The 26247-nt window shown below is 63.4% G+C and carries 25 protein-coding genes; 12 read left to right on the plus strand and 13 right to left on the minus strand.

Annotation, left to right across the window (positions count from 1 at the left end):
* Positions 1-22: 22 nt before the first annotated feature.
* Positions 23-2116, plus strand: coding sequence for an alpha/beta hydrolase domain-containing protein (locus tag AC1HIL_RS16195; protein WP_479672175.1), 2094 nt, complete (start codon positions 23-25; stop codon positions 2114-2116).
* Here AC1HIL_RS16195 and AC1HIL_RS16200 read toward each other — a convergent pair.
* Positions 2113-2919 (minus strand): NAD(P)H-dependent oxidoreductase, encoded by an 807-nt coding sequence (locus AC1HIL_RS16200; protein ID WP_479672176.1) that lies wholly within the window; start codon positions 2917-2919, stop codon positions 2113-2115. The two genes, AC1HIL_RS16195 and AC1HIL_RS16200, sit on opposite strands and share 4 nt — an antisense overlap.
* 101 nt (positions 2920-3020) lie before the next feature.
* On the opposite strand from AC1HIL_RS16200, the gene AC1HIL_RS16205 reads away from it, so the two are divergent.
* Positions 3021-3953, plus strand: a complete 933-nt coding sequence (locus tag AC1HIL_RS16205) for a LysR family transcriptional regulator (protein ID WP_479672177.1) — start codon at positions 3021-3023, stop codon at positions 3951-3953.
* A 248-nt stretch (positions 3954-4201) separates the two neighbouring features.
* Positions 4202-6745, plus strand: coding sequence for an RNA-binding domain-containing protein (locus AC1HIL_RS16210; protein WP_479672178.1), 2544 nt, complete (start codon positions 4202-4204; stop codon positions 6743-6745).
* A 531-nt stretch (positions 6746-7276) separates the two neighbouring features.
* On the opposite strand, the gene AC1HIL_RS16215 is transcribed toward AC1HIL_RS16210, so the two are convergent.
* Both AC1HIL_RS16215 and AC1HIL_RS16220 read right to left on the minus strand, forming a co-directional pair.
* Positions 7277-11044, minus strand: coding sequence for an ATP-binding protein (locus tag AC1HIL_RS16215; protein ID WP_479672179.1), 3768 nt, complete (start codon positions 11042-11044; stop codon positions 7277-7279).
* 1286 nt (positions 11045-12330) lie between these two features.
* Positions 12331-12591 (minus strand): hypothetical protein, encoded by a 261-nt coding sequence (locus AC1HIL_RS16220; RefSeq protein ID WP_479672180.1) that lies wholly within the window; start codon positions 12589-12591, stop codon positions 12331-12333.
* Between the two features lie 173 nt (positions 12592-12764).
* On the opposite strand from AC1HIL_RS16220, the gene AC1HIL_RS16225 reads away from it, so the two are divergent.
* A complete protein-coding gene (locus tag AC1HIL_RS16225) occupies positions 12765-13220 on the plus strand; it encodes a GNAT family N-acetyltransferase (protein WP_479672181.1) in 456 nt (151 codons plus the stop codon).
* A gap of 49 nt (positions 13221-13269) precedes the next feature.
* Here the strand turns inward: AC1HIL_RS16225 and AC1HIL_RS16230 are convergent, their stop codons facing one another.
* The 5 genes from AC1HIL_RS16230 to AC1HIL_RS16250 form a co-directional block, all read right to left on the minus strand.
* Positions 13270-14031 carry an SDR family NAD(P)-dependent oxidoreductase gene (locus tag AC1HIL_RS16230; protein WP_479672182.1) on the minus strand — a complete coding sequence of 254 codons (762 nt, stop codon included), beginning with the start codon at positions 14029-14031 and terminating at the stop codon, positions 13270-13272.
* 10 nt (positions 14032-14041) lie between these two features.
* Positions 14042-15250, minus strand: coding sequence for a multidrug effflux MFS transporter (locus AC1HIL_RS16235; RefSeq protein WP_479672183.1), 1209 nt, complete (start codon positions 15248-15250; stop codon positions 14042-14044).
* A gap of 230 nt (positions 15251-15480) precedes the next feature.
* Positions 15481-16170 carry a hypothetical protein gene (locus AC1HIL_RS16240; RefSeq protein WP_479672184.1) on the minus strand — a complete coding sequence of 230 codons (690 nt, stop codon included), beginning with the start codon at positions 16168-16170 and terminating at the stop codon, positions 15481-15483.
* Positions 16171-16219: 49 nt separating this feature from the next.
* Entirely contained in the window at positions 16220-16552 is a 333-nt protein-coding gene (locus tag AC1HIL_RS16245) for a hypothetical protein (RefSeq protein ID WP_479672185.1), read from the minus strand.
* Complete coding sequence (locus AC1HIL_RS16250) at positions 16549-16971, minus strand: hypothetical protein (protein WP_172705564.1); 423 nt, start codon at positions 16969-16971, stop codon at positions 16549-16551. The genes AC1HIL_RS16245 and AC1HIL_RS16250 overlap by 4 nt, the downstream gene beginning before the upstream one ends.
* Positions 16972-17148: 177 nt before the next feature.
* Between AC1HIL_RS16250 and AC1HIL_RS16255 the strand changes: the two genes are divergently transcribed.
* Positions 17149-17277, plus strand: coding sequence for a hypothetical protein (locus AC1HIL_RS16255; RefSeq protein ID WP_296734805.1), 129 nt, complete (start codon positions 17149-17151; stop codon positions 17275-17277).
* A gap of 388 nt (positions 17278-17665) precedes the next feature.
* Positions 17666-18862 carry an elongation factor Tu gene (gene tuf, locus AC1HIL_RS16260; protein ID WP_479672186.1) on the plus strand — a complete coding sequence of 399 codons (1197 nt, stop codon included), beginning with the start codon at positions 17666-17668 and terminating at the stop codon, positions 18860-18862.
* Positions 18863-18942: 80 nt separating this feature from the next.
* Here the strand turns inward: tuf and AC1HIL_RS16265 are convergent, their stop codons facing one another.
* Both AC1HIL_RS16265 and AC1HIL_RS16270 read right to left on the minus strand, forming a co-directional pair.
* On the minus strand, positions 18943-19377 hold the full coding sequence (locus AC1HIL_RS16265; RefSeq protein ID WP_479672187.1) for a VOC family protein: 435 nt from the start codon (positions 19375-19377) through the stop codon (positions 18943-18945).
* 17 nt (positions 19378-19394) lie between these two features.
* Entirely contained in the window at positions 19395-20138 is a 744-nt protein-coding gene (locus AC1HIL_RS16270) for an immunity protein Imm33 domain-containing protein (protein WP_479672188.1), read from the minus strand.
* Positions 20139-20356: 218 nt separating this feature from the next.
* On the opposite strand from AC1HIL_RS16270, the gene AC1HIL_RS16275 reads away from it, so the two are divergent.
* Positions 20357-21010, plus strand: coding sequence for a dihydrofolate reductase family protein (locus AC1HIL_RS16275; protein ID WP_479672189.1), 654 nt, complete (start codon positions 20357-20359; stop codon positions 21008-21010).
* Positions 21011-21049: 39 nt separating this feature from the next.
* On the opposite strand, the gene AC1HIL_RS16280 is transcribed toward AC1HIL_RS16275, so the two are convergent.
* Complete coding sequence (locus AC1HIL_RS16280) at positions 21050-21541, minus strand: hypothetical protein (RefSeq protein ID WP_479672190.1); 492 nt, start codon at positions 21539-21541, stop codon at positions 21050-21052.
* A gap of 27 nt (positions 21542-21568) precedes the next feature.
* Positions 21569-21976: a GFA family protein gene (locus AC1HIL_RS16285; RefSeq protein WP_479672191.1), complete on the minus strand. Its 408-nt coding sequence runs from the start codon at positions 21974-21976 to the stop codon at positions 21569-21571.
* A gap of 215 nt (positions 21977-22191) precedes the next feature.
* Between AC1HIL_RS16285 and AC1HIL_RS16290 the strand changes: the two genes are divergently transcribed.
* From AC1HIL_RS16290 to AC1HIL_RS16310, 5 genes are all read left to right on the plus strand, one after another.
* Positions 22192-22482, plus strand: coding sequence for a hypothetical protein (locus tag AC1HIL_RS16290; protein ID WP_479672192.1), 291 nt, complete (start codon positions 22192-22194; stop codon positions 22480-22482).
* A 79-nt stretch (positions 22483-22561) separates the two neighbouring features.
* The gene (locus tag AC1HIL_RS16295) at positions 22562-22807 is read left to right on the plus strand and encodes a hypothetical protein (protein WP_413763839.1); all 246 of its coding nucleotides are present in this window, start codon (positions 22562-22564) and stop codon (positions 22805-22807) included.
* A 53-nt stretch (positions 22808-22860) separates the two neighbouring features.
* Entirely contained in the window at positions 22861-23145 is a 285-nt protein-coding gene (locus tag AC1HIL_RS16300; RefSeq protein ID WP_479672193.1) for a hypothetical protein, read from the plus strand.
* 169 nt (positions 23146-23314) lie between these two features.
* Positions 23315-23572: a hypothetical protein gene (locus tag AC1HIL_RS16305; protein ID WP_057595408.1), complete on the plus strand. Its 258-nt coding sequence runs from the start codon at positions 23315-23317 to the stop codon at positions 23570-23572.
* Positions 23557-23994, plus strand: a complete 438-nt coding sequence (locus AC1HIL_RS16310; protein ID WP_057598634.1) for a hypothetical protein — start codon at positions 23557-23559, stop codon at positions 23992-23994. The genes AC1HIL_RS16305 and AC1HIL_RS16310 overlap by 16 nt, the downstream gene beginning before the upstream one ends.
* 19 nt (positions 23995-24013) lie before the next feature.
* On the opposite strand, the gene AC1HIL_RS16315 is transcribed toward AC1HIL_RS16310, so the two are convergent.
* The gene (locus AC1HIL_RS16315) at positions 24014-25984 is read right to left on the minus strand and encodes a sensor histidine kinase (protein WP_479672194.1); all 1971 of its coding nucleotides are present in this window, start codon (positions 25982-25984) and stop codon (positions 24014-24016) included.
* Positions 25985-26247: the final 263 nt, after the last annotated feature.

Genomic DNA, 26247 nt, shown 5'->3' on the forward strand with positions numbered 1-26247 from the left:
ACAACCACACCTGGAGACAGACATGAATCGATGGAGCCTCGCGGCTGCCAGCGCGGTCACGGCCGCGCTTTTCCTGACCGCCTGCGGCGGCAGCGGTGGAGGCGGCGGCGGCCTGCTGCTGCCCCCGCCCGCCAGCAACCCGCCCGCGCCACCGCCGCCCGCGGCCAGCGCGCCCAAGTACACGCTCTCGATCGCCAGGACCGAGGACGTGCCCGGCAGCTTCGGCAGCGCCGGCGCCTACGAGAAGATCACCGGCACCTTCACCGGCGAGGTCGACCCGAAGGACACGCACAACGCCATCATCCAGGACCTCGCGCTCGCGCCGACCAATGCCAACGGCAAGGTCGAATACAAGTCCGAGTTCGTGCTCTTCAAGCCCAAGGACATGAGCAAGGCCAGCGGCGTGCTGCGCTACGACGCGCCCAACCGCGGCAACATCGTCAACCTCGATCCCTATTTCGCATCGCGCGGCTACGTGTTCCTCACGGCCGCCTGGCAGGGCGACGTGCCGGCCGCCACCGGCAAGGTCACGCTGACCGTGCCCGTGGCGAAGAACCCTGATGGCAGCACCATCACCGGCCCCTACCGCGCCGAACTGCTGCCCACCGTGGCCACCGGCGATTCGCTGCCGCTGCCCGGCGGCCCCTTCAATGCCGCGATGCAGGCCTATGCCACCGCCAGCCTCGACAACACGAAGCCGGGCTACGTGCTCACGCGCCGCATCAACGAGGAAGACGCGCGCCAGCTCATCCCGGCCAGCGAATGGAAGTTCGCCAGGTGCGCCGCCGGCAACCCCTTCCCGGGCACGCCCGACGAGACCAGCGTGTGCCTCAAGGCCGGCTGGGACCCGGCCTACATGTACGAGCTGGTCTACGTCGCCAAGGACCCCAAGGTGATGGGCCTGGGCCTCGCGGCGCTGCGCGACATGATCGCCTTCTTCCACCACGAGGCCAGCGATGCCGCCGGCACCGCCAACCCCGTGGCCAGCGCCATCCGCAACACCATTGCATCGGGCGTGTCGCAGTGCGGCAACTTCATGAAGACCTTCGTGCATCTCGGCTTCAACGAGGATCGCGCGGGCCGCAAAGTGTTCGACGGCGTGTTCGCGCAGATCGCCGCGCGCCAGACCAACATCAACACCCGCTTCGCCATTCCGGGTGGCGGCGGTGGCGTGCGCAGCGACCACACCGCCTTCGGCCAGGCCGGCACGCGCGGCCTGTCGAAGGACTACGTCGACGACGTGGCCCAGCGCCGCGGCGGCATCCTGTCGCGCTGCGAAGCCAGCGGCACCTGCCCCAAGCTCTTCATCGGCTTCAGCGGCACCGAGTTCTACGTGCTGCAGGGCTCGCCGCTCCTGACCGACGCCTGGGGCACCACCGACCTCGCGCAGCCCGCCAATGCGCGCGTGTACTACTACGCCAGCAGCCATCATCTGCTGGGCCTGCCCTCGATGCCCGGCAGCGCCGCCGGCGCGCTCTACGCCACCAATGGCAATGCCGGCGTGATCCCCGTGGTGCGCGCGCTCTACCAGAACCTCGAGGACTGGGTCGTGAAGGGCACCAATCCGCCCGACAGCCAGGTGCCCAGGCTCGCCGACAGCACCCTGGTGCGGCCGCAGCAGGTGAAGTTCCCGGCCATTCCGGGCGTGGGCTACACCGGCCTGGTCAACACCTTCTCGCTGCTCGACTGGGGCCCCAACTACCGTCCGCAGGACGAGAGCGGCATTCCCACCCAGGTGCCGCCGGCCTACCTGGGCCGCGACTACGCCATCCTCGTGCCGCAGGTCGATGCCGACGGCAACGACATCGCCGGCATCCGCAGCCTCGACGTGGCCGTGCCCCTGGGCACCAACACCGGCTGGAACTACACCAGCAAGCCCGCCACCATCGACCAGGCCGGCCTGTTCGGCGCCTACTTCCCGTTCGCCAAGACCACCGCCGCGCGCACCGGCAGCGGCGATCCGCGCCTGTCGCTGCAGGAGCGCTACACCGACCAGGCGGGCTACGTGTCGGCCGTGACCGCCGCCGCCAACGACCTCGTGGCCCGGCGCTTCATGCTGCGCGTGGATGCCGACGCCGCGATCGCCGCCGCGGCCGCCACGCCGGTGCTGCCCTAAGCCTCGGCGGCAGCCTGGGCTTCGGCCGGTGCCTGGTGCACCCCGAAGCCCGAGCGGCCCGGCGCGATGTCGGGCCGCAGGGTGAGGGCGGGAATCTCGTAGTCGCCATGGTTCTGGCGGCGAAACGGGATCGGCGCCGTGCTGAACAGCGTGTCCATCCTCGCTCCCAGTTCCTGCTCGATGCGTGCGTAGGCCGCCGCATCGACCTTGCCCGTGCGGTGCACCACGTAGGGCGGCAGCACCTCGAAGCCCGGGTAGTAGAGGATCCCGTGATGAATCGGGAACAGGAGGTCGTCCATCGGCCCGTTGATGCCGCGCGGCGCGTAGTGCGAGGCCCAGCCGCCCGTGGTGGTGACCACCATCGCGCGCCTGCCCGCCATCGAGCCTTCGCCGAAGCGGTCGCCCCAGTGGCTGTCGGAATGCTCGCCCACCCCGTAGGCGAAGCCATAGGCATAGATGCGCTCGATCCAGCCCTTGAGGATCGCCGGCATCGAATACCACCAGAGCGGGAACTGCAGGATCACCGCGTCGGCCCACAGCAGCTTCTGCTGCTCGGCCTCGATGTCGGCCGCCTGCGTGCCGGTTTCGAAGGCGCGCAGCGAATCGAGCGCGGGGTCGAAGGGGGCGGCCGCGTCGCGCGCCGGAAAGTCCGCCGCTTCGAGCGTGGGCTTCCAGCGCATCGCATAGAGATCGGAAGTGCGCACCGAATGGCCCTGCGCCTCGAGCCGGTCGCGCATGAAGCGATGCAGCGAGCCGTTGAGCGAGGCGGGTTCGGGATGCGCGAGCACGAGGAGTACGTTCATGGATTTACCTGAGGTCGTGAGGAAAGAAGAGGAGCGATGACCGCAGCTTAGGCAGCGAGGCGATATATTGGAAATGAATAGTTCGAATTCCAGGAATTGCCATGAACAATTGGAGTCGCCTCGACCTCAACCTGCTGCTCACCCTCGACACCCTGCTGGCCGAGCGCAACGTCACCCGCGCCGCCGAGCGCCTGAACCTGTCGCAGCCTTCGGTGAGCGTGCAGCTCGCCAAGCTGCGCGAGGTGTTCAACGACCCGCTGCTCGTGCCCGCCCAGCGCGGCATGCGGCCCACCGCGCGCGCCGACGAGTTGCGGGAGCCGCTGCGCGAGGCCCTCGAATCGCTGGGCCGCGCCGTCGCGCCCAGCAAGCCCTTCGACCCCGCCGAGGCCACGAATACCTGGCGCGTGGCCGCCGCCGACTATGCCGAGTCGGCCATCCTGCTGCCCGCGCTCGCTGCCATCCGCGCCGCCGCGCCTCACACCCGGCTGGCCGTGGTCGAGGCCGTGCCGCTGCGCATGGCGCGGCAGCTGGAGCAGGGCGAGGTCGACCTGTTCTTTCACACCAGCGTGGGCGCGCCGGCGGGACTGCATCGGCGCGTGCTGTTCCACGAGCGTTATGTGCTGGCCGGCCGCGCCGGCCACCCGCGACTGAAGCGCCGGCCCACGCTCGCGCAGTTCTGCGCGCTCGAGCATGTGGTGGTGTCGCTCGGCGGCGGCGGCTTCAGCGGGCCCACCGACGAGGCGCTGGCCGAGAAAGGCCTCACGCGGCGCGTGGCGCTGTCGGTGCCGCACTTCCTTTTCATGATCTCGGTGCTGCAGACCACCGACATGGTCGCGATGCTGCCTGAGCGGCTAGCGCGTGGGGCGACGGGGCTACGCGTGGTGGAGGCGCCGCTGGAGGTGCCGGGGTATGAGATGGCGATGCTTTGGCATGAGAGGAAGCATCGGGATGCGGGGCATCGGTGGGTGAGGGAGAGGGTGGTGGAGGGGGTGGGTGAGGGCAGTTTTAGACTGGGCCGAGTCATTCATGCTTGAGTGCCTGAACGGCAGCAACGGCTCAAACCTGTTATTGAACTGCTGGTTGTGAGCAGCAGGTTTCTCTTTGAACTGCGCCATAAAACCTCAGCGACATTGCCGCCCTGTCCACGCCAGAGCTTTGTGCCGTCGAGTTGCCTTATGCTCCCGGCTAGGTGTACCAACGTACTCTCACCTGGAAACCCTCTCTAGGGTTGCGTCATGAGTGCAGGAATGAATATCAACAAGACGAAGTGTGGAGGATACCGGTGATCGAAGCGTCTCAAGTAGTCAGGGCCAGTGTTTCGCGGCTGATTGAGGCCGGTTCGCTCGGTGACGAAATCGTCGAAGCCGTGTTCGATGGCACCAGATTTGCACCCTATGAGGGCTACCTATTTGACTACAAGGCAAAGTGGCCCGACACCAAGTCCGAGTTGAAAAAGCTTGTGCGACACATCGCTGCGTTTCACAACGTCTTCGGTGGCTACATCTTTTTCGGTGTCGACGAGGTTGAGGCTGAGACCCTCTTTTTGCCAGTCTTGGTCGAAGAACCTAAGACCGACGTGAAGCAAATCAGGGACCTGATCCGCGAGCACCTGTCCGCGCCAATCGAGATAACGCTGCGCACCCACGAGATCAAGGTCGAAGGGGCAACTCGCCAAATTTGCGTCTTGCATATTCCCAAGCGCGCTCGTGATACCGAGCCTGTAACGGTGCGCCGCGGCGCGACGGAGAACGAAAAGAAGCTCCTTGAGGAGAATGCCGTCTATCTTCGCGACGGGGACAACTCCATCCCGGCGTCGCAGCCCCTGCACTGGAAGACTGTGTTCGGCGTGCGCGCGAACCCGTACCTCAGCGCGGTGACGGCGGTCACCCCGCTCGAAAGCAACCTGCCCGATCGGAGCATCATTTATCGAGAGTTCGTCGGGCGCAGCTACGAACTGGCGGAGCTGTGGAGTTGGTTCAACGACGACTTTTCGAGGGTGCGTGTTCTCGCTGGCGAGGGTGGCCTGGGAAAGACGTCGATTGCCTATGAGTTTGCGAGCGACGTCTGCCGTACGGCGCCCATGAACTTCGAGTGCGTCGTCTGGCTCACTGCCAAGCAGCGCCAGTTCAGGGCGATGAAAGACACCTATGAAGAGCTGGGGCTTGAGACCTTCGACGATGTCCCAAGCATGCTGCGGCAGATCGGCGTGCGGCTTTGCCTGTCGGACGAGGAGCTCAACGATACACCCGACAGTCAACTGCCCCGCCTAGTCAAGATGGCTGCCGGGCAAATCGTTGCTCTCGTTGTTGTGGACGACTTGGACAGCCTGCAGCCTGACGAGCAACGTCGCGCAATCGAGGTCTGTCAGCAGTTCGCTGGGGCACAGTCGCGCTTCCTCTTCACCACCCGAAATAACGTTACGGCATCGGCTGCCTCCTCCATTGAGATCCGCGGCTTTGACCAAGTGGAGCTCGCCGATTTCACCAGTTCGTGGTGCGAGCGACTCAGACTCGCACCCCTGAGTGCGAAGGACTTGGAACATCTCATGAGGACGACAGGCGGATCACCGCTTTTCGTCGAGTCGGTACTGCGTCTGCTCCGTGCGGGCATGCCTATCATGGACGCACTCAAGGAATGGAATAACCATCTCGGTCTTGAGGTGCGCAACGCAGCGCTGAAGCGAGAGGTTCTGCAGTTGCGTCTTGAAGCCAAAAAGATGCTCGTCATTATTGCGACACTGGGCTCTTGCTCCTTCGCCGAGGTAAAGGACATCGTCGGGTTCAGCAACACCACGATGGTGGACGCCGCCAACGATCTGCGAACACTGTTCTTGATTGACAGTCCTCAGATCGCGGGAACGCCTCGGTATGCTATTTCCTCGACGACCCGGCAACTGGTGCGGTCGTTGGGAAGAGAACTGCTTCCTGAGTACGATGAACTGGTCAAGAAGGTGCACACGAGCAAGTACCGATCAGTGGTCAACGACAAGGCCGCCCCGTTAAGGTCGGTTGCGGCCGCCATCAACCAAGCGATGGCTCAGATCGCTGGAGGCACTCCCGACTTGGCCGTTAAGACGGTTGATGAAGTCAACGCACGTCTAGGAGACAGAAACGCTGATTTGCTGTCCGTGCGCGCGCGGGCACTAGCCGCGATGCAGAACGCATCGCCAGGTGACATCCGCCGCGCTTTCGAGAAGGCTTATGACGCTGGTCAGCGCAAGGACGTCTTCTTCGACCACTGGTACAAGACCGAGATTGCGTCGACCAGCTTCGATGGCGCGATCGGCGTGGTTGATCGTGCATTGAAGAGCGACGACGGCAATTCCGTCTACTGGTTGAGTCGGCGCATCGATGCTCGTGCTCTTGCGGTTCAGCGGCATCAGGCCAATGACCCCGAGCATGCTGCAGCTCAGGTACGCAGCGCGCTGGTGGACATCAAGAACATGAGGGCGGCAGCGATTTCCTCTAAACAGCCGCTGACAGTCGAATCAGCGCGACGATATGCTGAAAACTTTTCCGATCTTCAGTGGGGAATCGCGAGACCGAGCGGCGCGCTCAAGAAGTGGCTAGACACGATTGCCACGCAGCTAGAGTGCATCGACCTGGGCGACCAGCGTATCGATACGTACCTGCGGCTGGCGGTTGCATTTGTGGGATTTTGGAGAGCTACGCCAGCAAACAGTGAGTCGGCGCAATCGCTGCTCGATCAGCAATTGCGAGTCATTAAGGAGTGCTACAAGAGAGCGCCTCGTTGGGTTGCGCAAGACGACAACTTCAAGGTGGCGCGTCGTGACCTCGACGCGCAGACCTGGATCGTTGCTCGCTGAGTAGCCAACTCGCTCATAAGACAGTCGAAAATGCTCGCGACGGCCTTTGTTTGTGGAAGCTAGCTGACGACGGCTCTGTGGTTAGGACCGTGGAGCCGGCTACTTACCAAGAAGAACGGGAATCGCTGCAAAGATGAATTTCAAGCTTGGGGATAGATACGTGAGGAACAGCCCTTTCTGATCTACTTGGAGCTTCGAAGAAGCGGTAGGAAAACCGTAATGCTGGCGAAGCTCCACCGGTCTCAATGAATGACGGCTACTTTGGAGACCCGACGTTCGTCATCGTTTGATGCATCCGTCAGCAAGTACCTCAGAACCGGCCGGCTACTTGCGATCGACGTTTGGCCAACGTTGATCTCCACAATATGCTGCACCAATGGTGTATTTGCGGATGTTGATCTGGAGTTCCGCGCTCAGAACAACTGTTAGAGCCCCCCTCCAACAACATCGCCCGCGTGTGTTGCTGGGCCCTGCACACATCTGTCGCTACCCATGGGATGCTGACCGACTAGGTGCGGCGGTCGAGCAGCGTCACATCCGGCGCTCTTCGCTAATGTGATGACGCTCGATCTCGCGTGAAAGCGTCGCAACATACTTCCGTATCCACTTGCGAGCTGTTTCCGAGTCCGTCTTCGACGCTGCAGCTAGAGCCTCTTCGCGCTGCGCCGAAAGCCACTCGGTTGCCGGTCCCGATCTCGCCCCCATGAAGAAGCGAAAGGTCAACCTATCTGCCACCTCGTCCTTGGCGGTGTAACGGCCTGCGAAGCCGAAAGTTAGCTCTCCCGCTCGGCCGTCGAAGGTTCGCGGTAAACAATCGGCGATGATGGGCGCACGCTTCTTCACATCCATGTCGATCCAGGCGAAAACGTCCGCGGGATTGAATATTGCTATCGGCGGCGAGACGCCGTCGCTATTGGTCGCCCGCGCGGCAAGCTCACCGTCGCCACCTAGCCAGTAGCTGACTCCGTCCAAGCTACCGACGTCGTCAAGGGCGTCGCTCACGATCGGCCAAGCCTGCTTAGGGTGCGCTGCGCACACTTCGCCCACCAGCTCGAAAAGGCTCGTCCGAGTGTCGACACGGCCGATAGCTCTCTTAGAGCCCATTGCCGCACGAACAACGTCCAAATCTCTCGCAGGGTAGTTACGCCGGAACGACTTCGCGAGCTCGCCCCAGTGGTGAGACTCCATGGTGTCCCAGTCCTTCGCACGCAGCATTCGCTTGTTGAAGAGCAGCTCGAAATGCAACCGCTCGGGCAGAGCATGCTTGTTCTCGCTGCCGAACCAATACGATGCGATCTCCATCGCGACTACCGCCGCCGCCTTCGAAGGATTGCGCATCAACGCGCGAAGAATGCGCTCGATCTCGCCCGCCGAAAGCTGTTGTTGAGCGAAACCGTAGCCGAGCTGCTTGAAGACATGCAGGCCCTCGTTGAACTCGCGCGCGAACCGCACGAGTGCGTCGACCACAGGCGCGGAGAAGCCAGAGGACATAACGGCGTCGACGCGCCACGCAGAAGGCTGTCTGCCCGCAAGCAAGCGCGTGGCGAACGACTCCCACTCGGCCGTGTCGATGGCTTTCGTCGACAGCAGAAAGTTCGACAGGAAGCGAGAGCCTGCCTTGTCGCCGAGTTCGACGCATCGGTCGAAAAAATCTTGGCGCTGATCGGGCGTCGCCTTCGAGGCGAGAAGCTTGGCGAAGACCGGGATTCGGCGACCGTTGGATGCGAAGACTTCTTTGCGATGGGCGTCGCGCAGCTTCTCGTCGGCGAGAAACTCGTCTACCAAGTCCGAGACGCGTTTCTCTGGCAGGGTGACTTCGACGATTTCCTCGCCGATCGACTCCCAGTCCTCGTCGCTTGTTTCGAACTCGACGTACCGTGCGAATCGCTTCATGAATGGGCCTTGGCCTAAGGATTCGAGAACTGTGTGGAGTCTCGTAGCTGTAGAAGCAGGACCCTTCTTCAACCGATACTTCAAATGCGAGACGAGGTTCGAAGCCAGCTTCCCGGCGTTGTGATGGGGCATGGAGGGAATCATTTCCAGAATCTCCAAGCAATCGTCGACCAGCGCCTCTATGTGAATCCACCCGAGAGCGAGATCGATGAGCAAGCCAGAGATCCGAGATTGCCAAGCTGCGTCATCGGGGCGCTCGCTGCCACGCAGCAGCACCATGCCCGCGCGCCATGCGGCGAACAGCTCTCCGTGGGACTTGGCGCGCCAGCTTGAAACGCTTGGAAGCATGCCCCGAGTCAATTGATCGCCGTTCCATGCTCCTACGCTTTTTAGCATCGCGGCGAGAAGGTCGAGGCCGAGGTCATTCTTCCACGAAGACTTGCTGCCCAGTAGCTGCGCTATGAACGCCAGTCGTTCCTCAGGAGGTGCTTGGGTCCGGCCTCCGCCAAGGTGGAACATCTCCTCGAGGCGTCGCCGAGCGTCATTGGTCATTCCCTTTTTGGCATGCTTCGCTACTCTCGTTAGAAGCGTGGCGGCCGAATCGAAGTGGTCCTGCCAGAACCCCAACGTGGAAAGAGCCCTGCATACGTCCCCTCGGCCTTCGAGCCACTCTTTCAACTCATTGGGCCGCCATCGCCCGACCGTGCGCTCCAACAGCGCGAGTGTTGCGGCGGGGGATGAGGCTGCGAGCGTCGCCAAGAAGCGCCCACCGGTTTCAGACTGGATAAATCTCTTTTTGGTGAAGGGGCCGTCGGGTCTAGCCAGCGCGGCTTCGATCGCTTCACGCGCGTCCGGCGATCCGTTGGCGTAGTCCAGCATGTCGACGAACCACCGGTGAAGGGTAGGCGGCAGCGATTCGAGCATCTTGGCCAAGTCGGCATCGACACCGTGGATGTGCCACCATTCGCGCCAAAGGTGCACATGCAGCGCCTTGGGGACGAAGCGCAAGGTGTGCCCGCCTTGGAGGACCCGGCGGGCTCGGAACTTGGACACGTCTTGGTTGAACCGCGCCGACGTGATCTTCGGATCGGCCTTCGCCGCCAGCGCCGCGATGAATTTTCCTTCCGCGTCGACGGGCTTGCGGAACCCGAAGCGCCTAAACAGTGCGATGTGCGTGGCGACAGCGAGCAGTCGATCCGATGAAGCCGTCCCCGATTCCTTGTAGCCCAGAATGAAGCGCTCCCAAATGGGCACGGATGCGGGCGGCGCCAAGACGTCGCCGGGATTGCGCTTCAAGTTGTCGCCGACGGCGTGCGCCACGCGCGCGGAGCCTTCGCACCACTCGACCCAGCGCCCGACCTCGGCCTTGCCGATGTAGCCCGCGAGGATTGTTCCGATCGCGGTGTCGTCCAATGGTGGATAGGGCAGCGTCTTCATGGCGTCGTCGTTGCTCTGCTCCTCGCCATGATCGATGGTCAAAAGTTTGACGCGAGACCGCGCTCTAAGAAGCCTGAAAATTTGTGAGCGGTCTAAATGGTCACACTCGTCGATCACAAGGACGACCCAATATTCGCGATCGGATTTGAGGAGCTCGAACAAGAGGCGACTATTCAAGAATCCCGCGGATTGAGGCACGTAGATCGTCTGCGGCGAAAGCGAAGGATCCGAGCGTAGGGCCTCCAAGACCATGCGCGTCTTGCCGACGCCTGGCTCGCCCACGACCCGTATGTGACGTATCTCCTCACTGCGCAGCAGCCCTGCTAGATCGGACATGAAGGTCTTCTGCGTTGCGCCGACGACCAACGCTGACACCATGTCGCTGTTGGTAGCCCAAGAATCGACGGTCTGCAAGCGCACGTCGGCGAGCCCATTGAAATCAAGGCATAGCGACGGATGCGGTTGCATCATCTGGGCGAGTTGGCTCACGCCCCAGACTTCGACTTTCGGCGCGCGATAGCCGCACGCTTTGAACGCGTTGGTCAGAAGCTTGATCGCCGCGGTGTGCTGCATCGGCAAGAGGTCGTGGCCTGGAACGACGACCACGTAAACGCCGCCGGTGTCCATGCAGTGGCGCACTGCCCTGCCCAACGATGCCTTCGTCGGCTTGGCGTTCAACGAACCGAAGAGTTCGTTGGTGACGGCCGCCGGCTGCCACGGCTTAAACGTCTTTCCGGATTTGATTTGGAAGTGGAAAGAGCTCTCTATCCCCTTCATCTCATCGATAGGCAACTCCGCCTTAGCGTCGATACCGCCGTCCGAGGTAGATGTTTCCTCGGACACGAAGATGGTTCGAAGGCCGAGTCTGGCGGATTCACACCAAAGCAGACCCCTGAAAAGCCTTGTGGCGTCAAGCGTTCCAAGCTTGGCGAGTTTGCCCAGGTCGGGCGTAAAAATGCTGGATCTCATAGCCTAAGTCTCTCGTTCGGGCAACAGGGGCCGAGAATAAGCAACCTTTGTCTGCTTTGGCCGGCAGCATAGGTAGAGCACTGTGCCAGAAAGCTGCATCCCATCAGACAGGCTACTCCCGCGACTCGGTCCTCTGACCAAGGTCACGGGCTATATGTGTTGTGGGTGATTCGTATGGCCATTGGCAGCCGGCGATCGCACGGCGAGCGAGCTCTGCCTCCGTCAGCCGATCAAGTTCGCGGCCTCCTGGCATCCGAGCGTGCAAGCTGGGCGGTTGCAACGGGCGCGATTCGTCCGTTGAAACTTGGAGTCAGATCGGCCTCGGCGCAGGATGATGTCGACGGCGGCCACGTTGCCGCGCCTGCAGTTCGGCCCGGCAGTCTCCTGTGCAGGCAATATCTTGGGACCGGCCGCCGGTGCCATAGTCGCGGTCGGGTACCGAGGGACGGGTCAGTGTTGGATTGCGTGAGTTCGTGGCGCGGGCTCGACGGACAGCAACCGCTGCAAAGGCGAATTTCAAGCTTGAGGAAGGATGCGAGCGGTGACTAAGCGACGGATACGCTTCTTTTTTTCCAGATATCTCATCGTTTCGTGCGATTCCCCTCGCATCCCTTCAAGCAGCTCATCGGTGTGCCGACTGTTGATGCAACTCGCTCGCTTCACGCGACAGCTCATAGGCCAGCCAGATCACGTTGTTGAGGTGCGTGCCCCCCGCATCCTCACACCATCGAGTTCCGCCGCCATGGCAACACCAGAGCAACGAGGTCAACTGCTCCAGCTTGTTCTCCAGAAGATCCTCCGGGCTTGGGCCGGTGTATGTGGGCGCTACCGCGCTGCGAGATACCGGCGTGCGACGCCGGGCCATAATCCGTCTAGCCATTTGGTGTGCTCCTCTTAAGGTTGTGCACGTCTTGTGGTTAGACGGCCAGGGTGTGTCAGCACCTTGGCCGTCGCCTTTTGTGCCCCACGTTCGCCGCGATGCCCGATGCATCGACGGCCCGCCGCGAGGCGAAGCGGCTGATTCGTTCATTTATCCGTTCAGGGTGTCGTGTGTGCTGCCTTCCTTGCCCACATAGCGGGTCGTTGGGTGAGAAGGGCACCTACTGTAGAGATTTACAGCGCAGAAAAGGTGGCCGAATGCAAACTCGGCGCGAAGTTCTGAAGGTGGCCTCGTACTCAACAAATGGAGTGAGCGTCTCACCGGTGATGTGAGTTAAAGAGGGAATCGTGGCTGAAGCGTCGCGGATCACCAGCTTCGAGAAATCGTCATCCCGATTGCGCTCAGGTTAGGGACGTCGTTGCACTCGAAGCCATGCAATGAGCCTCCATGCCGCGATTGCCGCCGACACGACGAGAAGGGGCAGGGAGATGAAAGTCACCATGGCCAGCAGGCCGCCATACCCGGCAAAGGGCTCGTTGCATTGAAAGCCACCGAAGCCGAAGGCGCAGTAGCTCGTAGAGATCGTGCTGGATATGGCGAGAACGATGGCCAGGATCACCGTCGCCGCGACGCTTGTCGTCGGGAATGGCTTGGTGTTCATCGTCAAGCGATCTCCTGTCGCTGAATCAAGTCTGCTCCTTTGGCATGTCTTCGTACCCACTCAATCGGCAGGTTCGTCGGCCATCGTCTTCCTGCGCTTGGCGCGGCCCGACGTGCGGACGAGAATCGTGGACATGGTACGCGCGCTGCAAGGTACTCGACCCATTGCCCACACCGAAAATGAAAACCCGCAAGCTCATCGACACCGACCTGCCAGCGCTGCTCGATCTCTACAAGCACCTTCACGAGACCGACGACCCACAACCCGCCCCGGTTGTCATCGAAGCGGTCTGGCAAGAGATCCTGGCAAGTCGCCACTTCCACTACTTCGGTGGATTCGAAGGCACCGAGCTGGTCTCCAGCTGCAACCTGACCGTGATCCCCAACCTCACGCGCGGCTGCAGGTCCTACGGCGTGATCGAGAACGTGGTGACGCACGCGGCGTACCGCGGCAGAGGCTGCGCAAAGGCCTTGTTGGCCCAAGCGCTCGACACGGCCTGGTCCGCGGGCTGCTACAAGGTGATGCTGATGACCGGTCGCAAGGACGAGGCGACGTTGAAGTTCTACGAATCGGCCGGTTTCGATCGGCACGGAAAACAGGCCTTCATCGCGAAGCCTCCTTCGGGGGCGCGTTAGTCCTCTCACGGCAAGCTCTGGCGGCCATCGCACAGGTCCGCGACGTTACTTAGGTCAGATTCAATCCGCCGTCCGACAGCAGCACCTCGCCAGTGAGGTAGTCCGAGTCAACCAGCATCGCAACAGCGTGCGCAATGTCGTCCGGGCTTGCGGCTCGATGCATGGGCGCGCGCTCGCGCCACAGCGCCTGTGCGGCGGTCCAGTCGGCGGTGAGCGGCGTGTCGACCAGACCGGGCGCGACGGCATTGACGCGAATGTCCGGCCCCAGCGACAGTGCGAGCAGGCGGGTCATGTGATTGAGCGCGGCCTTGCTGACCGCATAGGGAATGGATGCGCCCTTCGGGCGAACGCCCGCATGTGAGCTGATGTTGACGACGCAGCCCGCTCGACGGCGCAGGGCGGCGTCGCGCAAGGCCGATTCGGCCAACGTGATGAGATGGAAGGGCGCCACGACGTTGATTTCGTGGAGTTCATGCCACACCGCGGAAGTGGCGGCGGCGAGGTCCGCGTGCGGAATGACTTTGCTGATCCCGGCGTTGTTGACCAACACGTCCAACTGACCCCACGCGGCGATCGCTTCGCTGACGAGCCGCACCCTGTCTGCTTCCAGGGAAAGATCGGCTTGAACGTAGACGGCCTGCTTCATCTCGGCAGCCATTGCGCGACCTGTTTCCGCGGAACTTCGAGAGTGAAGGACCACGGCGTAGCCCGCCTGGCTCAACCTTCGCGCGATGGCGGCACCGATGCCGGAAGTGGACCCAGTGACCAACGCGACACGAAGCGTGGGATCGATTGTCGGATTGACGTTCATCTGAAAAACCTCAGTCTGGTTGCGATCGAATGCGCCGTTGTTGCCGCTCCGAACGAGCGATGAACACGGCGATGCCCAATGAGAGCAGCGACGTGGTCGACATCGCCGCGAGCAGGGCGTTGCGTGGATGGGACTCGTCGAGGAACAGCCCGGCCGCAAAGGCAGTGGCGCCGGCCCCGATGGCCGTCATGGCCGAAGCCAGGCCCAGCGCGGTGCCGGCGAAGCTCGCGTGGATCGACAGCACGCGGCTGTTGGCCGTGGGCATTGTCAATCCGTTGCCGAGTCCCACGCACACGCAGGGGCCGAAGAACGCGAGCGGATGAGCAAACCCCAGCACTGCCAACGCCACGCCCACCAGCATGCCTGCGCAGGTCAGCAGTCGCCCGGCAATGATGAACTGGATCGGCTGCCACCGCCGTCCGCAGCGCGCAACCGTGTAGCTTCCGGCGATGAAGCCCGCGGGCACCAGTCCCATGTAGGCACCCACCATCGCCGCGGAGGTTCCATAGGTCTGCATGGCGACGGCAGGCGCGCCGCCGATGAAGACGTAGAGGGTGCCGATGGAAGAGGCCATGCAGAGCCCATAGGCCCAGAGCTGTGGGGAACGAAGCAGTTGGCCGTACCCGTCGAGCTGTTTCGACATCGTCGTGAAGCGATGGTGGTGTGTTTCCGGCAGGTAACGCAAGGCCAGGCAGAGCGCCGCGGTGCCCAGGAGCACGAAGGCGGCGAAGTTCGCGCGCCAGCCCAGCCAGCTGTCGAGAACGCCGCCCACGGTGGGGCCGAGCATCGGGGCTATCGCCCAGGCGGACGAGACATAGCCGATCTGGCTGACCATCCCTTCGCCCGCCGTGTCGCGGATCGCGGCCAGCGACATGGCATATCCGGCAATGGCGCTGCCCTGCAGCAGCCTGCAGGCCAGGAACACCTCGATGCTGCGCGCGAAGAAGCATCCGATCGAGCCGATCACGAAGACGAGCAACGCGACCAGCAGCACGGGCCGGCGCCCGAACCTGTCGGACAGCGCGCCGGCGATCAGGTGCGTCAACGCGGTGACGACGGCGTAGCCGGCCACGGCGACGTTGACCGTCGCGAACTCGGCGTCGAACTCCTTCGCGATGCTTGGCAAGGAAGGAACGAACATGTTCAGCGGCAGAACGCCGAGCGCCGACAGGGCGATCAGCAGCCAGAGGGGTGGGGCGTTTCGATGATGAGGGGGCACGGGGCGACTCCTTTGCGCGCATCCCCCTTGCGGGGATGCGGTGACCTGACAACAAGAGCCATCCGTCGAGGATGGGTACATGGTGGCTCTCGTCGGGTCAACAGGAGCTGGGGTTCATCGGGCCTTTGGGGCTGGATGAGGGTGCGTGCGATTTGCTACGCGGCGAGTTTGTGGGCTCGGCGGGGTGGACTTTACACCAGCGCGACGAACCGTATCGGTGCAAAGACTGATCAGCAAGCTTGAATGGAGCGCTGGCGAATGCCGAACATGCCGGCGCGCACCTCGGTGCATATCCGCCGGCCGACCTCATAGCTCGAAAGGGAGTCCGCGGGGACTACCAGTTCCACCTTGCTTCCTTCGATCGATGCAATCACGACGTGGCGCCATGGCTTCGTTGACGTGTATGCGCTGGAGACGACTCCTCGCTCGACGTAGCCATGCGCTGGGAGGGTCAGCGCGTTCAAGTGAAGTAAGATGGCTGGTCCCAGGGCCATGCCGATTCCTGCCGCGATCAAGAACGACGCCCGCCGGACGATGACCCACAGGAACAAGGCGTACGGCAAGCCCACGAGCAAGCCGAGGAAGATCGCTTTGGAAATGTCGTCCGTGCTCGTATCCAGAACCGAGCGCCAGACCAGCGCAGCCGTCAGGCAGGACAACGGTTCGGTCATGTTGATCCTGGCCTTGTCTGTAAAGCCCCCGTCGCCTTTCAAACGGAAATAGTCGTTCGCGAAAAGTGGTGCGACAGTGATGCAAAGAAGCGTGGCATAGGCCGTGGAGATCGCGACCCAGTAAGGGCGTGGGCGTGCCACCAACCATATGAAGATGGCAACGATCGCCAGCGCACCGTAGAACTTGACGCGTCGACCGAAAGGGCCGAACGTGGGGTTGAGTTCGGGAAGGGCGAGGCCGCGTTTCATGGTTTTGGGGCACGGAGCAAATGTCTTGTGTGCCGAGTTTCTGGTCAGGCTAGTCCCGCCTGATCGACCGTACCAGCAGCTCGGCTGGCCACATCGAAAAGTGCCCACATCCACCGAACTTCGGGTCCGGCGCCCGCAAGATGCCAGAGACAACGACCCTCTTTCCTGACCAACGAATCAGCATCCCTTCGTCCATTGCGGGCGTTTCGTCGTCCACTTCCAGCCATAGCGTGGAACGTTCGCCTCGTTCGCCTCGTTCGGCTACGGCGGTGGATTCGAGGGATCGATTCTCGAATCTCCAGGCCAGGAGTCCGATGACCTCGACCAACTCGCCACCGAAGGCCGACAGTCGTTCGAGGGTTTCGTTGACCGTGAATTTCATTCCTCGGCCGCCTTGGCCTGCTTCGTGGCGACACCTTCTTCTGTCTCCAAGCGAAAGCTCACGCCGCACTTGAGGCATTTCTTTGGGTTGAGGGCAACGTATTGGGAGGCTTCTACTTGGTACGTTATGAGCGATACCCGTGGTGCCATAGGCGTCGCTCCGCAGCGAGGGCATGTGTACCTGAACATCCGGAAGATAAGGTAGAGCCCAATTGTGAAGAACGGAATCAACAGAAGTGCCGGCGGTGGATCTAGTTTGAACACGTTCGCAGCGACCGCAACGGCTGCAATGAAGAAAACAAGTAGTCCGAGCGCGAAAAGAATATGCCGCCGCCGATTCCGGAAGTCTTGATATTCATCAAGTGACAGCGGACCCAGAGTGCTCAGGTCCTTGCGCGGGTGATAGCGGCGACGAATCATGACGTGACTTGTTCAACGAGAAGGCGATGCAGGTATACCAGCTTTGCGGTGAGCCCGGTCCCGCAATTGCGACGCCTTGCCGCAGCGAACGATGACCGGCGTTGCGGCGTCTACACAACGCTTCCGTTGCTGCGTCGCGATGCCGGTGTTAGCCTCCGTATCCCCAAAATTGACCCAATGCACCGCGGCTCGATGATCGACCGCATGAAAACCGTGAAGCAGTTCCCGACCACCCAACACGCACCGAAGACCCGCGAAGCCGCGGCTGTCTCGCTGCGCGCCGAATTCGCAGAACTGCTTTCCTAGAGCCTTTCACACCTGGAGGCTCGGCCTCCGTGTTCCACAAGACCCGGTAGGCCTCGAGCCACCGGGTTTTTTGTTTTTCGCCTGCCCCTTTTGGAGATCTGGATATGAGCTTCGAACGAGAACGTCTTCCTTCCGCCGCATTCGCTGCCGGCGCGGCGTCGTGCGTCGAATCCGTGGAGTGCTTCGTGTAGAGCTTCCAGGCCCTCGTGTGCCTGGAGGTCCATCCTTCAGGCCGAAATGAAAGCCTGTCGGGTGGTCCACCCTGGCAGGCTTTTTTTTGCCCGCATGGCGGGCATTGCGAGTTGGGTGCGCGCGCACCGACAACCCGCCGAGCGTTTCGCCTGGCCAGCGGATCGCATCGGCTTTTCAACGCTGAAACTGGAGAAAAATGATGAACAACAAGGTTCATGTGAATGTCGGAACCATCGGTCACGTCGACCATGGCAAGACGACCCTGACGGCTGCGCTCACCTTCGTGCAGGCCGCTCGCATCGGCGGCCGTGCGCTGTCCTACGGGCAGATCGACAGCGCGAAGGAAGAGCGCGAGCGCGGCATCACGATCAATACCTCGCATGTCGAGTACGAGTCGGACAGCCGCCACTACGCGCACATCGACTGCCCCGGGCATGCCGACTACATCAAGAACATGATCACCGGAGCCTCGCAGATGGATGGCGCGATTCTGCTGGTGGACGGCACCGAAGGCGCCGCGCGGCAGACCATCGAGCATGTGCTGCTGGCGCGCCAGGTGAACGTCGGCCACATGGTGGTGTTCGTGAACAAGATGGACCTGGTGGCCGCGAGCGACCGCGCGGAGATCGAGCAACTGATCGAGATGGAGATCGGCGCACTGCTGGCAGCGCACGGCTACGACGGTGCCCGCTTCGTCTTCGGCAGCGCGCTGAAGGCGCTGGCTGCCGCCGAACGCGGCGACCTCGCAGGTGCCGACGTGCAATGCATCGTCGAGCTCGTGAACGCGCTGGACTCGCGCATTCCGGATCCGGTGCGCGACTACGCCGCTCCGTTCATGATGCCCGTCGAAGGCGTGCACACGATCACGGGCCGTGGCACCGTGATCAGCGGCCGTGTCGAGCGCGGCGTGATCCGCGTGGGCGACAGCCTGGAGATCGTCGGGCTCAGCTCGGTGGGCGACGAGAAGGTGATCGTCACTGGCGTGCAGTCCTTTCACAAGGACGTCGCCGAGGGGCGTGCCGGCATGAACGTGGGCCTGCTGCTGCGCGGGGTCAAGCGCGACGATGTCGTGCGAGGCCAGGTGGTCGTGAAGCCCGGTGCGCTGAAACCGTACCGGACGGGGCGCGCGCAGATCTTCGTCTTGAGCAAGGACGAAGGCGGTCGTCATACGCCGTTCGGTTCGGGCTACCAGCCGCAGTTCTTCTTCGGCACGACCGACGTGACGGGTGTGATCCGCGTCGACACCGAAACCGGCCTGGTCGAGCCGGGCGCGCAGGCGCAGATCAGCTTCGAGCTGAACAAGCCTGTGGCGATCGAGAACGGCATGCGGTTCGCGATGCGCGAAGGCGGCAAGACCGTCGGCGCGGGGATCGTGACCGAGGTGCTGGGCTGAAAGGCTGAGGCCTGTTTTCCCCTGTCGTCCGCTTGGCGGGCGGCAGGGGTTTTTTTATGTGGGCGTGCGTTGCGCCGCGCCTACCCGAGCTGCTCGGCCAGCCCGACGATGATGCCCTCGGGCCCGCGAATGTAGGCAAGCCGGTACGACTCCCCGTACTGCATCTGTCCGATGATTTCCGCACCATGGGCCTTGATGCGCGCGACGACATCGTCGAGGCCTTCGACGGCGAACATCACGCGGCGAAGACCCAGGGCGTTCACGGGCGTTTCGACGGGCCCGAACCGCACGGCCTCCGGCGTGTGGAACTTGTCGAGCTCGATGCCTTGCCCATCGGGCGTGCGCAGCATCGCGATGGTGGACTTCACGTCGCCGAGCCCGACGAGCTTGCCGACGTCGGGCCCCTCCACCGTGGTTTGGCCTTCGAGAGCGAGGCCCAGTTCGATGAAGAACGCCTTCACGGCTTCGAGATCGTCGACGACGATCAGGACGTTGTCCATTCGCTTGATGGTCATGGCTGGGGTTCCTTTGGTCAGGGGCGCTCTTGTCCGGCGCGGTTCAGTTCGCTCAGGTAGGAGCCGGGCTTCTGCTCGATCTCGCTCTCGGGCCCCAGTACGGCGATGACGGTTCCCTTGATGTAGACGCGAAGGTCCGCCGGCACGGCGAAGAACTTCACCAAGTCCGGCCGGTCGATGGCCAGTTGATAGAGCGAGGTCTTCGTGAAGCGCGACGGGTCTTGGGCGCCTTCCTTGTCGTCGAGATCGGTGAACCACCAGCCCGAGTCGTTCGCGTCATCAGGCTCCGCACGCGTGAGCAGGATGCGCGACGCCGACTTGTAGCCCACGTGCACCATGACGCTGTTCTGCAAGGAAGGAAACTCCGGTGCGACCTTCGCGACCAGGCTCTCGACGACGTCTTTCTGGTTGCGCAGGTGCATCAAGGTGCTGTCCACCGAATCGATGAAGCGCACGGGGATCTGCTGCATGTCCGGCTCCGTGATCCGCAGCAATCCGTCGTCAGTCTCCTCGATCTTCGTGTACATCCAGCCGACCTGGAGGCTTTGGCCGCCGCTGAACTTCTCTCCCTCAGCCACCCGGCTTTCGAGGAAGTGGAGGAACCAGGCGATGTCCGCATCGGGAATGGCCTTGTTGCTGACGCGAATGCGGAACTCGGGGTGGCCGAAGCGTTGGCAGCCCTGGGTAGTGTGGACGGCTTCGGCTTGGGTTTCGGCGGGCTTGCTCTTGCCGAGCGATGAGAAGAGGGAGCGCAGGGACATGGGAATTTTGTTCGGAGCGAATGGTGCCGGCGCGAGCGCGGCAGGCCAACGAATGAATCTCATGGTTTCCCGAGCATGGCGGCTCGGGACGCGTTCTGCATCCTAGCCGAGCTCATGGCGCGTTCGTCCTTTCGAATCTTCTTATTACCAACGACGTCGTCGTCTTTCAGGAGCATCGAGCGCTAGACTGCTGCTCCCTTTTTGCAGGAGACGACAGCATGTCCCGATTGCTCGTGCGCAGCTTCGGCGTTTCGCTCGACGGTTTCGCCGCCGGACCCGACCAGAGCTTGCAGAACCCGCTGGGCGTTCGCGGTCCCGAACTCATGGACTGGTTCTTTCCCACGCAGGTCTGGCAGCGGATGCAAAAGGGGAGCGAGGCCAAGGGCGAAACCGGTGTCGACAACGAGATCGCCGAGCAGGGCTTCGCTTCGATGGGCGCCTGGATCCTCGGGCGCAACATGTTCGGTCCGGTGCGCGGCCCCTGGCCCGACGAGAACTGGAAAGGTTGGTGGGGCGACGAGCCGCCGTACCACGTGCCGGTCTTCGTGCTGACCCACCATGCGCGCGCGCCGCTGACGATGCAAGGCGGCACCACCTTCCACTTCGTGACCGGTGGCATCCACGAGGCACTGGCACTGGCGCGCGATGTCGCGGGCGGGCGTGACGTGCGCGTGGGTGGTGGCGTGGCGACGGTGCGCGAGTACTTGAAGGCCGGGCTGCTCGACGAACTGCACCTGGCCGTGCGGCCGGTGCTGCTGGGCAAGGGCGAGGCGCTGTTCGAGGGACTGGACTTGCCCGCGCTGGGCTATCGCTGCGAGCGGCAGGTGGCGGGGGAGCGGGCTACACACATGTTCTTGCGCAAGTCGGCTTGAGGCTGGCTGTCGGCGGGACGGGTCGACTGGGAGGACTTGCTACTTGCCGTCCGCCGCGCCAAGACGGGGCCGCAGCTCCCTGACCCTCGCATCGAGATTGGCCGGCGTGACCTGCCAGCGCCGATGATCCTCGTACTCGAAATCCGCGCGAACCCGCCGCGTCTGCCGGTTGAATTGAAAGAGCATCTTGATGATGCCCTTGTCGCCTTTCTTGCCCTTCAGCAGCAGCCAGTCGCGATAGGCCTTCACCTCGCGCTCGATCGGGTCCTCGAGGAAGGCGGCCGCATGGGCCTGGCCCCGGGCGTCGTAGACATAGCCGTAGCTGCCATTGACGTCACCATCCGCATCGATCGAGAAGATCGCGGAGACCTCGAGCCAGTCGACCCCCTGCGGCTCGCCGCTGTTCACGATCTCGCGCGCGATGGCGCCCATCAGTTCCATGTTCTGCGAGACGGGCTGGGCGGGTGTCGGTGCGACCATGCCGAATGCGGTGATCGCCGCGGTCAGGAATTTGGCGAAGGGGAATTTCATTGCGTCGGTGTTCGTTAGATGGCGCGGTCAGACGCTGTGGGGAGGCCGTGTCTCGTACTGGGGCAACGCATCGGTGATCTCGAACCACGGCGCCTTCGACCCCACGTACACATGGCACAGCGGCCGCACACCCGGATCGCCATCGAGCACACCGAGCGCGACACCGTACACGGCCGGCTTCGCATCGAGCTTGCTGATCAGGCTCGAGCCGCACACCGAGCAGAACCCGCGATGGTCGCCCGGCGAAGACTCGTAGAACCGGACCAGTTCCTCACCCCTGAGCCAGCGGAAGTCCTTCGCCAGAATCTTGCCGCGCGCGCGAAAGGCGGTGCCGTGCGCCTTCTGGCACATCGAGCAGTGGCAGTACAGCGGGTCCTTGATCGTGCCGTCGATCTCGAACGCTACGCCTTGGCAGAGGCAGCTTCCTCTCAGCATCGGTCACTTCCTTTGAACGCGTGTTTGGAGGTGGCGGTCAGTATAGGGAGGGTGAACTACCCGGGCGCGTGCCGATGGCGCTCGGTTGAGATCTCACAGACTCCGAGCTCACTTCGGCAGTTCAGGACTGGGGCCTGACTCTGAACACGGGTTGGCGCGCGGCTCTCTTGGTCAGCGGCGTTGTGATGTACTTTCTGGCGATTCGGAGGCTGGGCGTGTTTTTCTCGCCCCTGAAGCTCCGCTTGGATTTGGCCTATCTCGGCATTGGCATCACCTCCTGCCTGGCCGCTCTCTTCTACGATGGCCCCTCGATGCCCGCGCTGCGCGAGGCCTTTCAGCAAGTTTTTCTCGCCACGCTCGGGCTGCCTCTGATTGCCTGGCTGCGACGAGGCGAGACTCGCATCGAGCTGCCTCGGTCTCACGCAGGATGGCTCGTGGGGGCGGCTGTCGTTCTTCCTCTTTTCATCTGTACCCTTGGTGTTGGGTTCGATGATCGTTACTTCTAGATTCGCCGGCTAGACTTCAGCGCCTGGCCAAGAGTGCACTGAACAGGCAGGGAACACAGGCGTCGGAGCCGTCCAATCTATGAGCTTGAATTTTCGAAACAGCGATGAGTTGCTCGACTTCGTAGAGAACTGGGTGGGATTCAGTGGCCCAGGGTACGACTACGATGCCAGGGGACTGCTCTTCCTCTTGCAGGCCTGCTTGAAGAACATGCATCGATTCTTCATCGACGGTGACTTCGAGGATCTCGAGGGCATCTTCACTGAAGAAGACAAACAAGTCCTGACTCGACTCTTGAACGCGATGCAGCAGTCGGGCAATTTTTAGAAAGCGAGAGATGATCGCGGAACTCGGTGATCAGTCTTTGGAGCGCCACCGTCATGACACCAGAAGCCTACATCGTGGTTGGCGTATTCAAGAACGAAACCGCCGTCGCCATGGCGCTGTATCTCGAGATGGTCCCCGAAGAGGTGATCCTCGATCCGGGAGATGAGGTCGAGCTTCTTGCTCGTCCCAGCGAGCATCTGCTGCCCCTCGACGTGGCACCCGTGGAGGGCGGTCTTCATATACATGCGCACAACGACTGGGACCCGGACTGGCATGTCCGGTTCAGGGGCCAACTCATCAAGGCCGGCCATCAGACGCTGCTCTCCGATTACCGCTGATGCTGGCGGTCGTGAGGCAAGCGACCGGCTGGGCGGCCGTTCCGCACGCCGGGTGCGGCGTTCCCCGTAGCGGTTTCGAGGCGAAATCCTAGCGGGAGCATGGCGCCCGCCTACAAGCTCCTACGGCGCGCCCAAATTAGAACGGCTGAAGACAACAGAACCTTCAGCCATGACCCTCGAACAAACCATCGACAAGTTCAAGCAGGTCGACGCCGCCCGCGCCGACTACCCCGGCGAGCACCTGATCGTGCTAGGCGCCGGCGTGTTGCTGCTGCTGGCCGCCGGCCGCAGCCGTTCCTTCCTCACGCGCATCGTCGCCGGGGCGGCGGGCGGTGCGTTGATCGGCCGGGCCGCGAGCGGCACCGGCGGCATCGCGAAGCTGGCGGGTGCATTGCAGTCCGGAGGCCTGGCATGGCCGCGCCGTTGATGGAATCGCTGCGCGCCGTCCGCGCGCCCAGGTACTGGGCCCTGGGGCTGGGCGTCGCCGTGCTCGCGGTGTTCCTGTTCTACCTCGCGCTCAGCAGCCTGGTGCATGAGAGCGCCGGGCGCGCGCCGCGCTTGCCGCCATCGATCATGCCGGAGCACGTGAAGGCGCCCAGGTCCACCATCGACAGCACCCAGCCGGCCGAATCGGCCCGCGCACCGGTCGCGCCATCGATCGCCAAGCTGGACACCACGATGGCCAGCGCCGCAGCGACCACGAACAAGACGGTCCCGGCCTTCATCGAGGTCCAGAAGTGCGTGATGCCCGAGGGCGATGCGATCTACTCCGATGCGCCATGCCCGCAAGATGCCGAGGCCAGCACGCTGCGCCTGCCGAGCCATCCGAACGCCGCCGCACGCCTCTGAGTCGCAGCACCGATGGGGCTCAGGTCGCGGCGGGCACGCTTTCGCGCTCGATCGGCAACCACAGCGTGAACCGCGTCCCCGCGCTCCCCGACTGCCACCCGACCGATCCGCCGATGGCCTTCGCGCGCTGCTGCTGATTGCGCAATCCGCGCCCGCCGCGCTGCAGCGCCTCGGCCACGTCGAAGCCCGGCCCGTTGTCCTCGATCATCACGCACACGAGATCGTCGGTGGTCGCGGTGCTCACGCGCAGGGTGGTGGCGCGCGTGTGGCGCATCACGTTGGCGATGCACTCCTGCATGATGCGCAGGATGTGCAGCGCGCTGCCCGGGTCGAGCCAGGGCAGGGACGGCACGGGCTGCACCTCCCAGCGCAGCGAGATGCCGGCGCCCTCGATGCGCGGCGCGAGCCGGAATCGCAAGGTCGCGAGCAGCAGCAGCAGGTCGGGGTCGACGATCTCCATCGAGTCGATGGCGAGCTTGAGGTCGTCCATGCAGCCCTTGAGCATGTCGGCGATCTCGGCCTCGCTCATGCTGCCTTGCTCCACCGAGCGGATGGCGCCGATCAGCGAGGAACCGAGGCCGTCGTGCATGTCCTGCATGAGGCGGCGGCGCTCGGCGTTGAGCATCTGCTCGTTCTCCACCACGCGCAGCCGCTCGTAGCTCTGCTTGAGCTCGTCCTCGCGCTCGCGCAGCCGGTGCGCCAGGCCCTTGTTGAGCCGCGCGACCTCGGCGAAGGCGCCGGTGTAGCGCAGGAACATGATGTACGAGAAGACGAAGAACAGGCCGATGATGGCGTAGGGCGAGGTGTAGACGCTCTCGGGGCCCAGGAGGTTGTTCTGCAGCAGGGCGTCGTAGCAGGTGAACGGGACGGCGATCATGGTCCAGGCCGCGACCAGCCGGCCCTCGGGCAGTTGCACGCGGTAGGCCTTGCGCAGGTTCACCGAGAAGATCAGCACGGCCACGGGCAGCACGACGAGGTTGAGCAGCGGGGTGAACAGGTACAGGCTGACGATCGAGCGCGAGACGTGCGGCACGGTGGCGAGGTTGCAGGCCAGCACGAGACCTACCGTCAGCCGCGTGAGCCAGGGCGAGGGCTGGCCGTGCAGGCGCTCGAGGAACAGGTGGATGAGCAGGATCAGCCACAACAGGCTGGCCACGGTCATCCACTCGAACCATTCGTCCGACATCGGGATGTAGCTGCCGCCCACGTAGTAGTGGAGCATGCGCAGGAAGGCCGCCGCCGAGATGGCGAAGAACAGCAGGTAGAGCGGCTCGCGGCGTTTGCCCAGCCACACGGCGAAGGCGAAGGCGCCGACCGCGAGGAAGGCGGCGCTGCCCATGAACGGCAGCTGCACCTGCAGCATCTGGCGCGCCTGGTAGCGCCAGGACAGGTCGTCCTCGTGGCCCACCCACACGGTCGAGAGGCCGCTGCCGCTGTTGCGCAGCCGGTCGACGCGGATCAGCACCGAGGCCGGCGTGGGTGCCTGCGCCGCGAGGTTGAGCGGCAGCAGCAGCGGATGGTTGTAGCCGTTGTGGATCGGGCTGCCGTGCGACTGGTAGATGAGCACGCCGTCGCCATACACGGCGATGTGGCCCAGCGTCTTCCAGCGCGGCAGGTAGAGCAGCCGCGGCCGCTCCGAGGGCGGCAGCGCGCCGAGGTCGAGGCGGTACCAGTCGGTGACGGTGCGCACGCCACTGGAAGCGGTGGGCACGAGTTCGCGCTCGGCGGTGTAGGGCAGGCCGACCGGCTTCCAGCCGCCGCGCGGCAGTTCGGCGTCGACCGACAGCAGCGGCGGGGCCGTGAAGCCGGTGCCGTTGACCGACTGCAGCTCGGCCTCGGTGATGTGGATCGGGTGGTCGCCCGGCAGCACGGGCGCCGCGGCGGGGGCACGCGCGCAGCACAGCAGCAACAGCACGATCAGCGGCAGCGCGCGCCAGAAGGCCGCGATCCCCCGACCGGCTTGCTCGCCGTCGTTGTTGCCCTGTCTCATCGAACGCTTGCGCCCTGGAACTCGCTGTCGGCTCGCGGCGTGCGCCGGACGGACGCCGGCCTTTGCAGCGAGCGGCGCGCCCGCGGGCCGCCGGTTTCTCCCCGATCGAACGGCCGCGCGCACTGGCAGCCCGTTCGTTGTCCCGTCTTCGCGGGTCGACGGCAATTATCGGCGCGCCATCGCCCCCGCGGCCCTTGCCCTCACATAGAACGCGGGCCAAAGGTGTGCGCGCGCCACATTGGAATCCGGGTGCAGCCTGCCGA

It is taken from the genome of Variovorax sp. ISS6 (assembly GCF_056523145.1).

Bases quoted from the DNA above. Each gene is read 5' to 3' on its own strand.
- AC1HIL_RS16285 (WP_479672191.1), bottom strand. From the start codon at position 21,976: ATGCTGAGAGGAAGCTGCCTCTGCCAAGGCGTAGCGTTCGAGATCGAC.
- AC1HIL_RS16250 (WP_172705564.1), bottom strand. From the start codon at position 16,971: ATGATTCGTCGCCGCTATCACCCGCGCAAGGACCTGAGCACTCTGGGT.
- AC1HIL_RS16280 (WP_479672190.1), bottom strand. From the start codon at position 21,541: ATGAAATTCCCCTTCGCCAAATTCCTGACCGCGGCGATCACCGCATTC.
- AC1HIL_RS16310 (WP_057598634.1), top strand. From the start codon at position 23,557: ATGGCCGCGCCGTTGATGGAATCGCTGCGCGCCGTCCGCGCGCCCAGG.
- AC1HIL_RS16200 (WP_479672176.1), bottom strand. From the start codon at position 2,919: ATGAACGTACTCCTCGTGCTCGCGCATCCCGAACCCGCCTCGCTCAAC.
- AC1HIL_RS16225 (WP_479672181.1), top strand. From the start codon at position 12,765: ATGAAAACCCGCAAGCTCATCGACACCGACCTGCCAGCGCTGCTCGAT.
- AC1HIL_RS16240 (WP_479672184.1), bottom strand. From the start codon at position 16,170: ATGAAACGCGGCCTCGCCCTTCCCGAACTCAACCCCACGTTCGGCCCT.
- AC1HIL_RS16230 (WP_479672182.1), bottom strand. From the start codon at position 14,031: ATGAACGTCAATCCGACAATCGATCCCACGCTTCGTGTCGCGTTGGTC.
- AC1HIL_RS16245 (WP_479672185.1), bottom strand. From the start codon at position 16,552: ATGAAATTCACGGTCAACGAAACCCTCGAACGACTGTCGGCCTTCGGT.
- AC1HIL_RS16255 (WP_296734805.1), top strand. From the start codon at position 17,149: ATGCACCGCGGCTCGATGATCGACCGCATGAAAACCGTGAAGCAGTTC.
- tuf (WP_479672186.1), top strand. From the start codon at position 17,666: ATGATGAACAACAAGGTTCATGTGAATGTCGGAACCATCGGTCACGTC.
- AC1HIL_RS16300 (WP_479672193.1), top strand. From the start codon at position 22,861: ATGACACCAGAAGCCTACATCGTGGTTGGCGTATTCAAGAACGAAACC.
- AC1HIL_RS16315 (WP_479672194.1), bottom strand. From the start codon at position 25,984: ATGAGACAGGGCAACAACGACGGCGAGCAAGCCGGTCGGGGGATCGCG.
- AC1HIL_RS16265 (WP_479672187.1), bottom strand. From the start codon at position 19,377: ATGACCATCAAGCGAATGGACAACGTCCTGATCGTCGTCGACGATCTC.
- AC1HIL_RS16195 (WP_479672175.1), top strand. From the start codon at position 23: ATGAATCGATGGAGCCTCGCGGCTGCCAGCGCGGTCACGGCCGCGCTT.
- AC1HIL_RS16275 (WP_479672189.1), top strand. From the start codon at position 20,357: ATGTCCCGATTGCTCGTGCGCAGCTTCGGCGTTTCGCTCGACGGTTTC.
- AC1HIL_RS16270 (WP_479672188.1), bottom strand. From the start codon at position 20,138: ATGTCCCTGCGCTCCCTCTTCTCATCGCTCGGCAAGAGCAAGCCCGCC.
- AC1HIL_RS16305 (WP_057595408.1), top strand. From the start codon at position 23,315: ATGACCCTCGAACAAACCATCGACAAGTTCAAGCAGGTCGACGCCGCC.
- AC1HIL_RS16295 (WP_413763839.1), top strand. From the start codon at position 22,562: ATGAGCTTGAATTTTCGAAACAGCGATGAGTTGCTCGACTTCGTAGAG.
- AC1HIL_RS16215 (WP_479672179.1), bottom strand. From the start codon at position 11,044: ATGAGATCCAGCATTTTTACGCCCGACCTGGGCAAACTCGCCAAGCTT.
- AC1HIL_RS16205 (WP_479672177.1), top strand. From the start codon at position 3,021: ATGAACAATTGGAGTCGCCTCGACCTCAACCTGCTGCTCACCCTCGAC.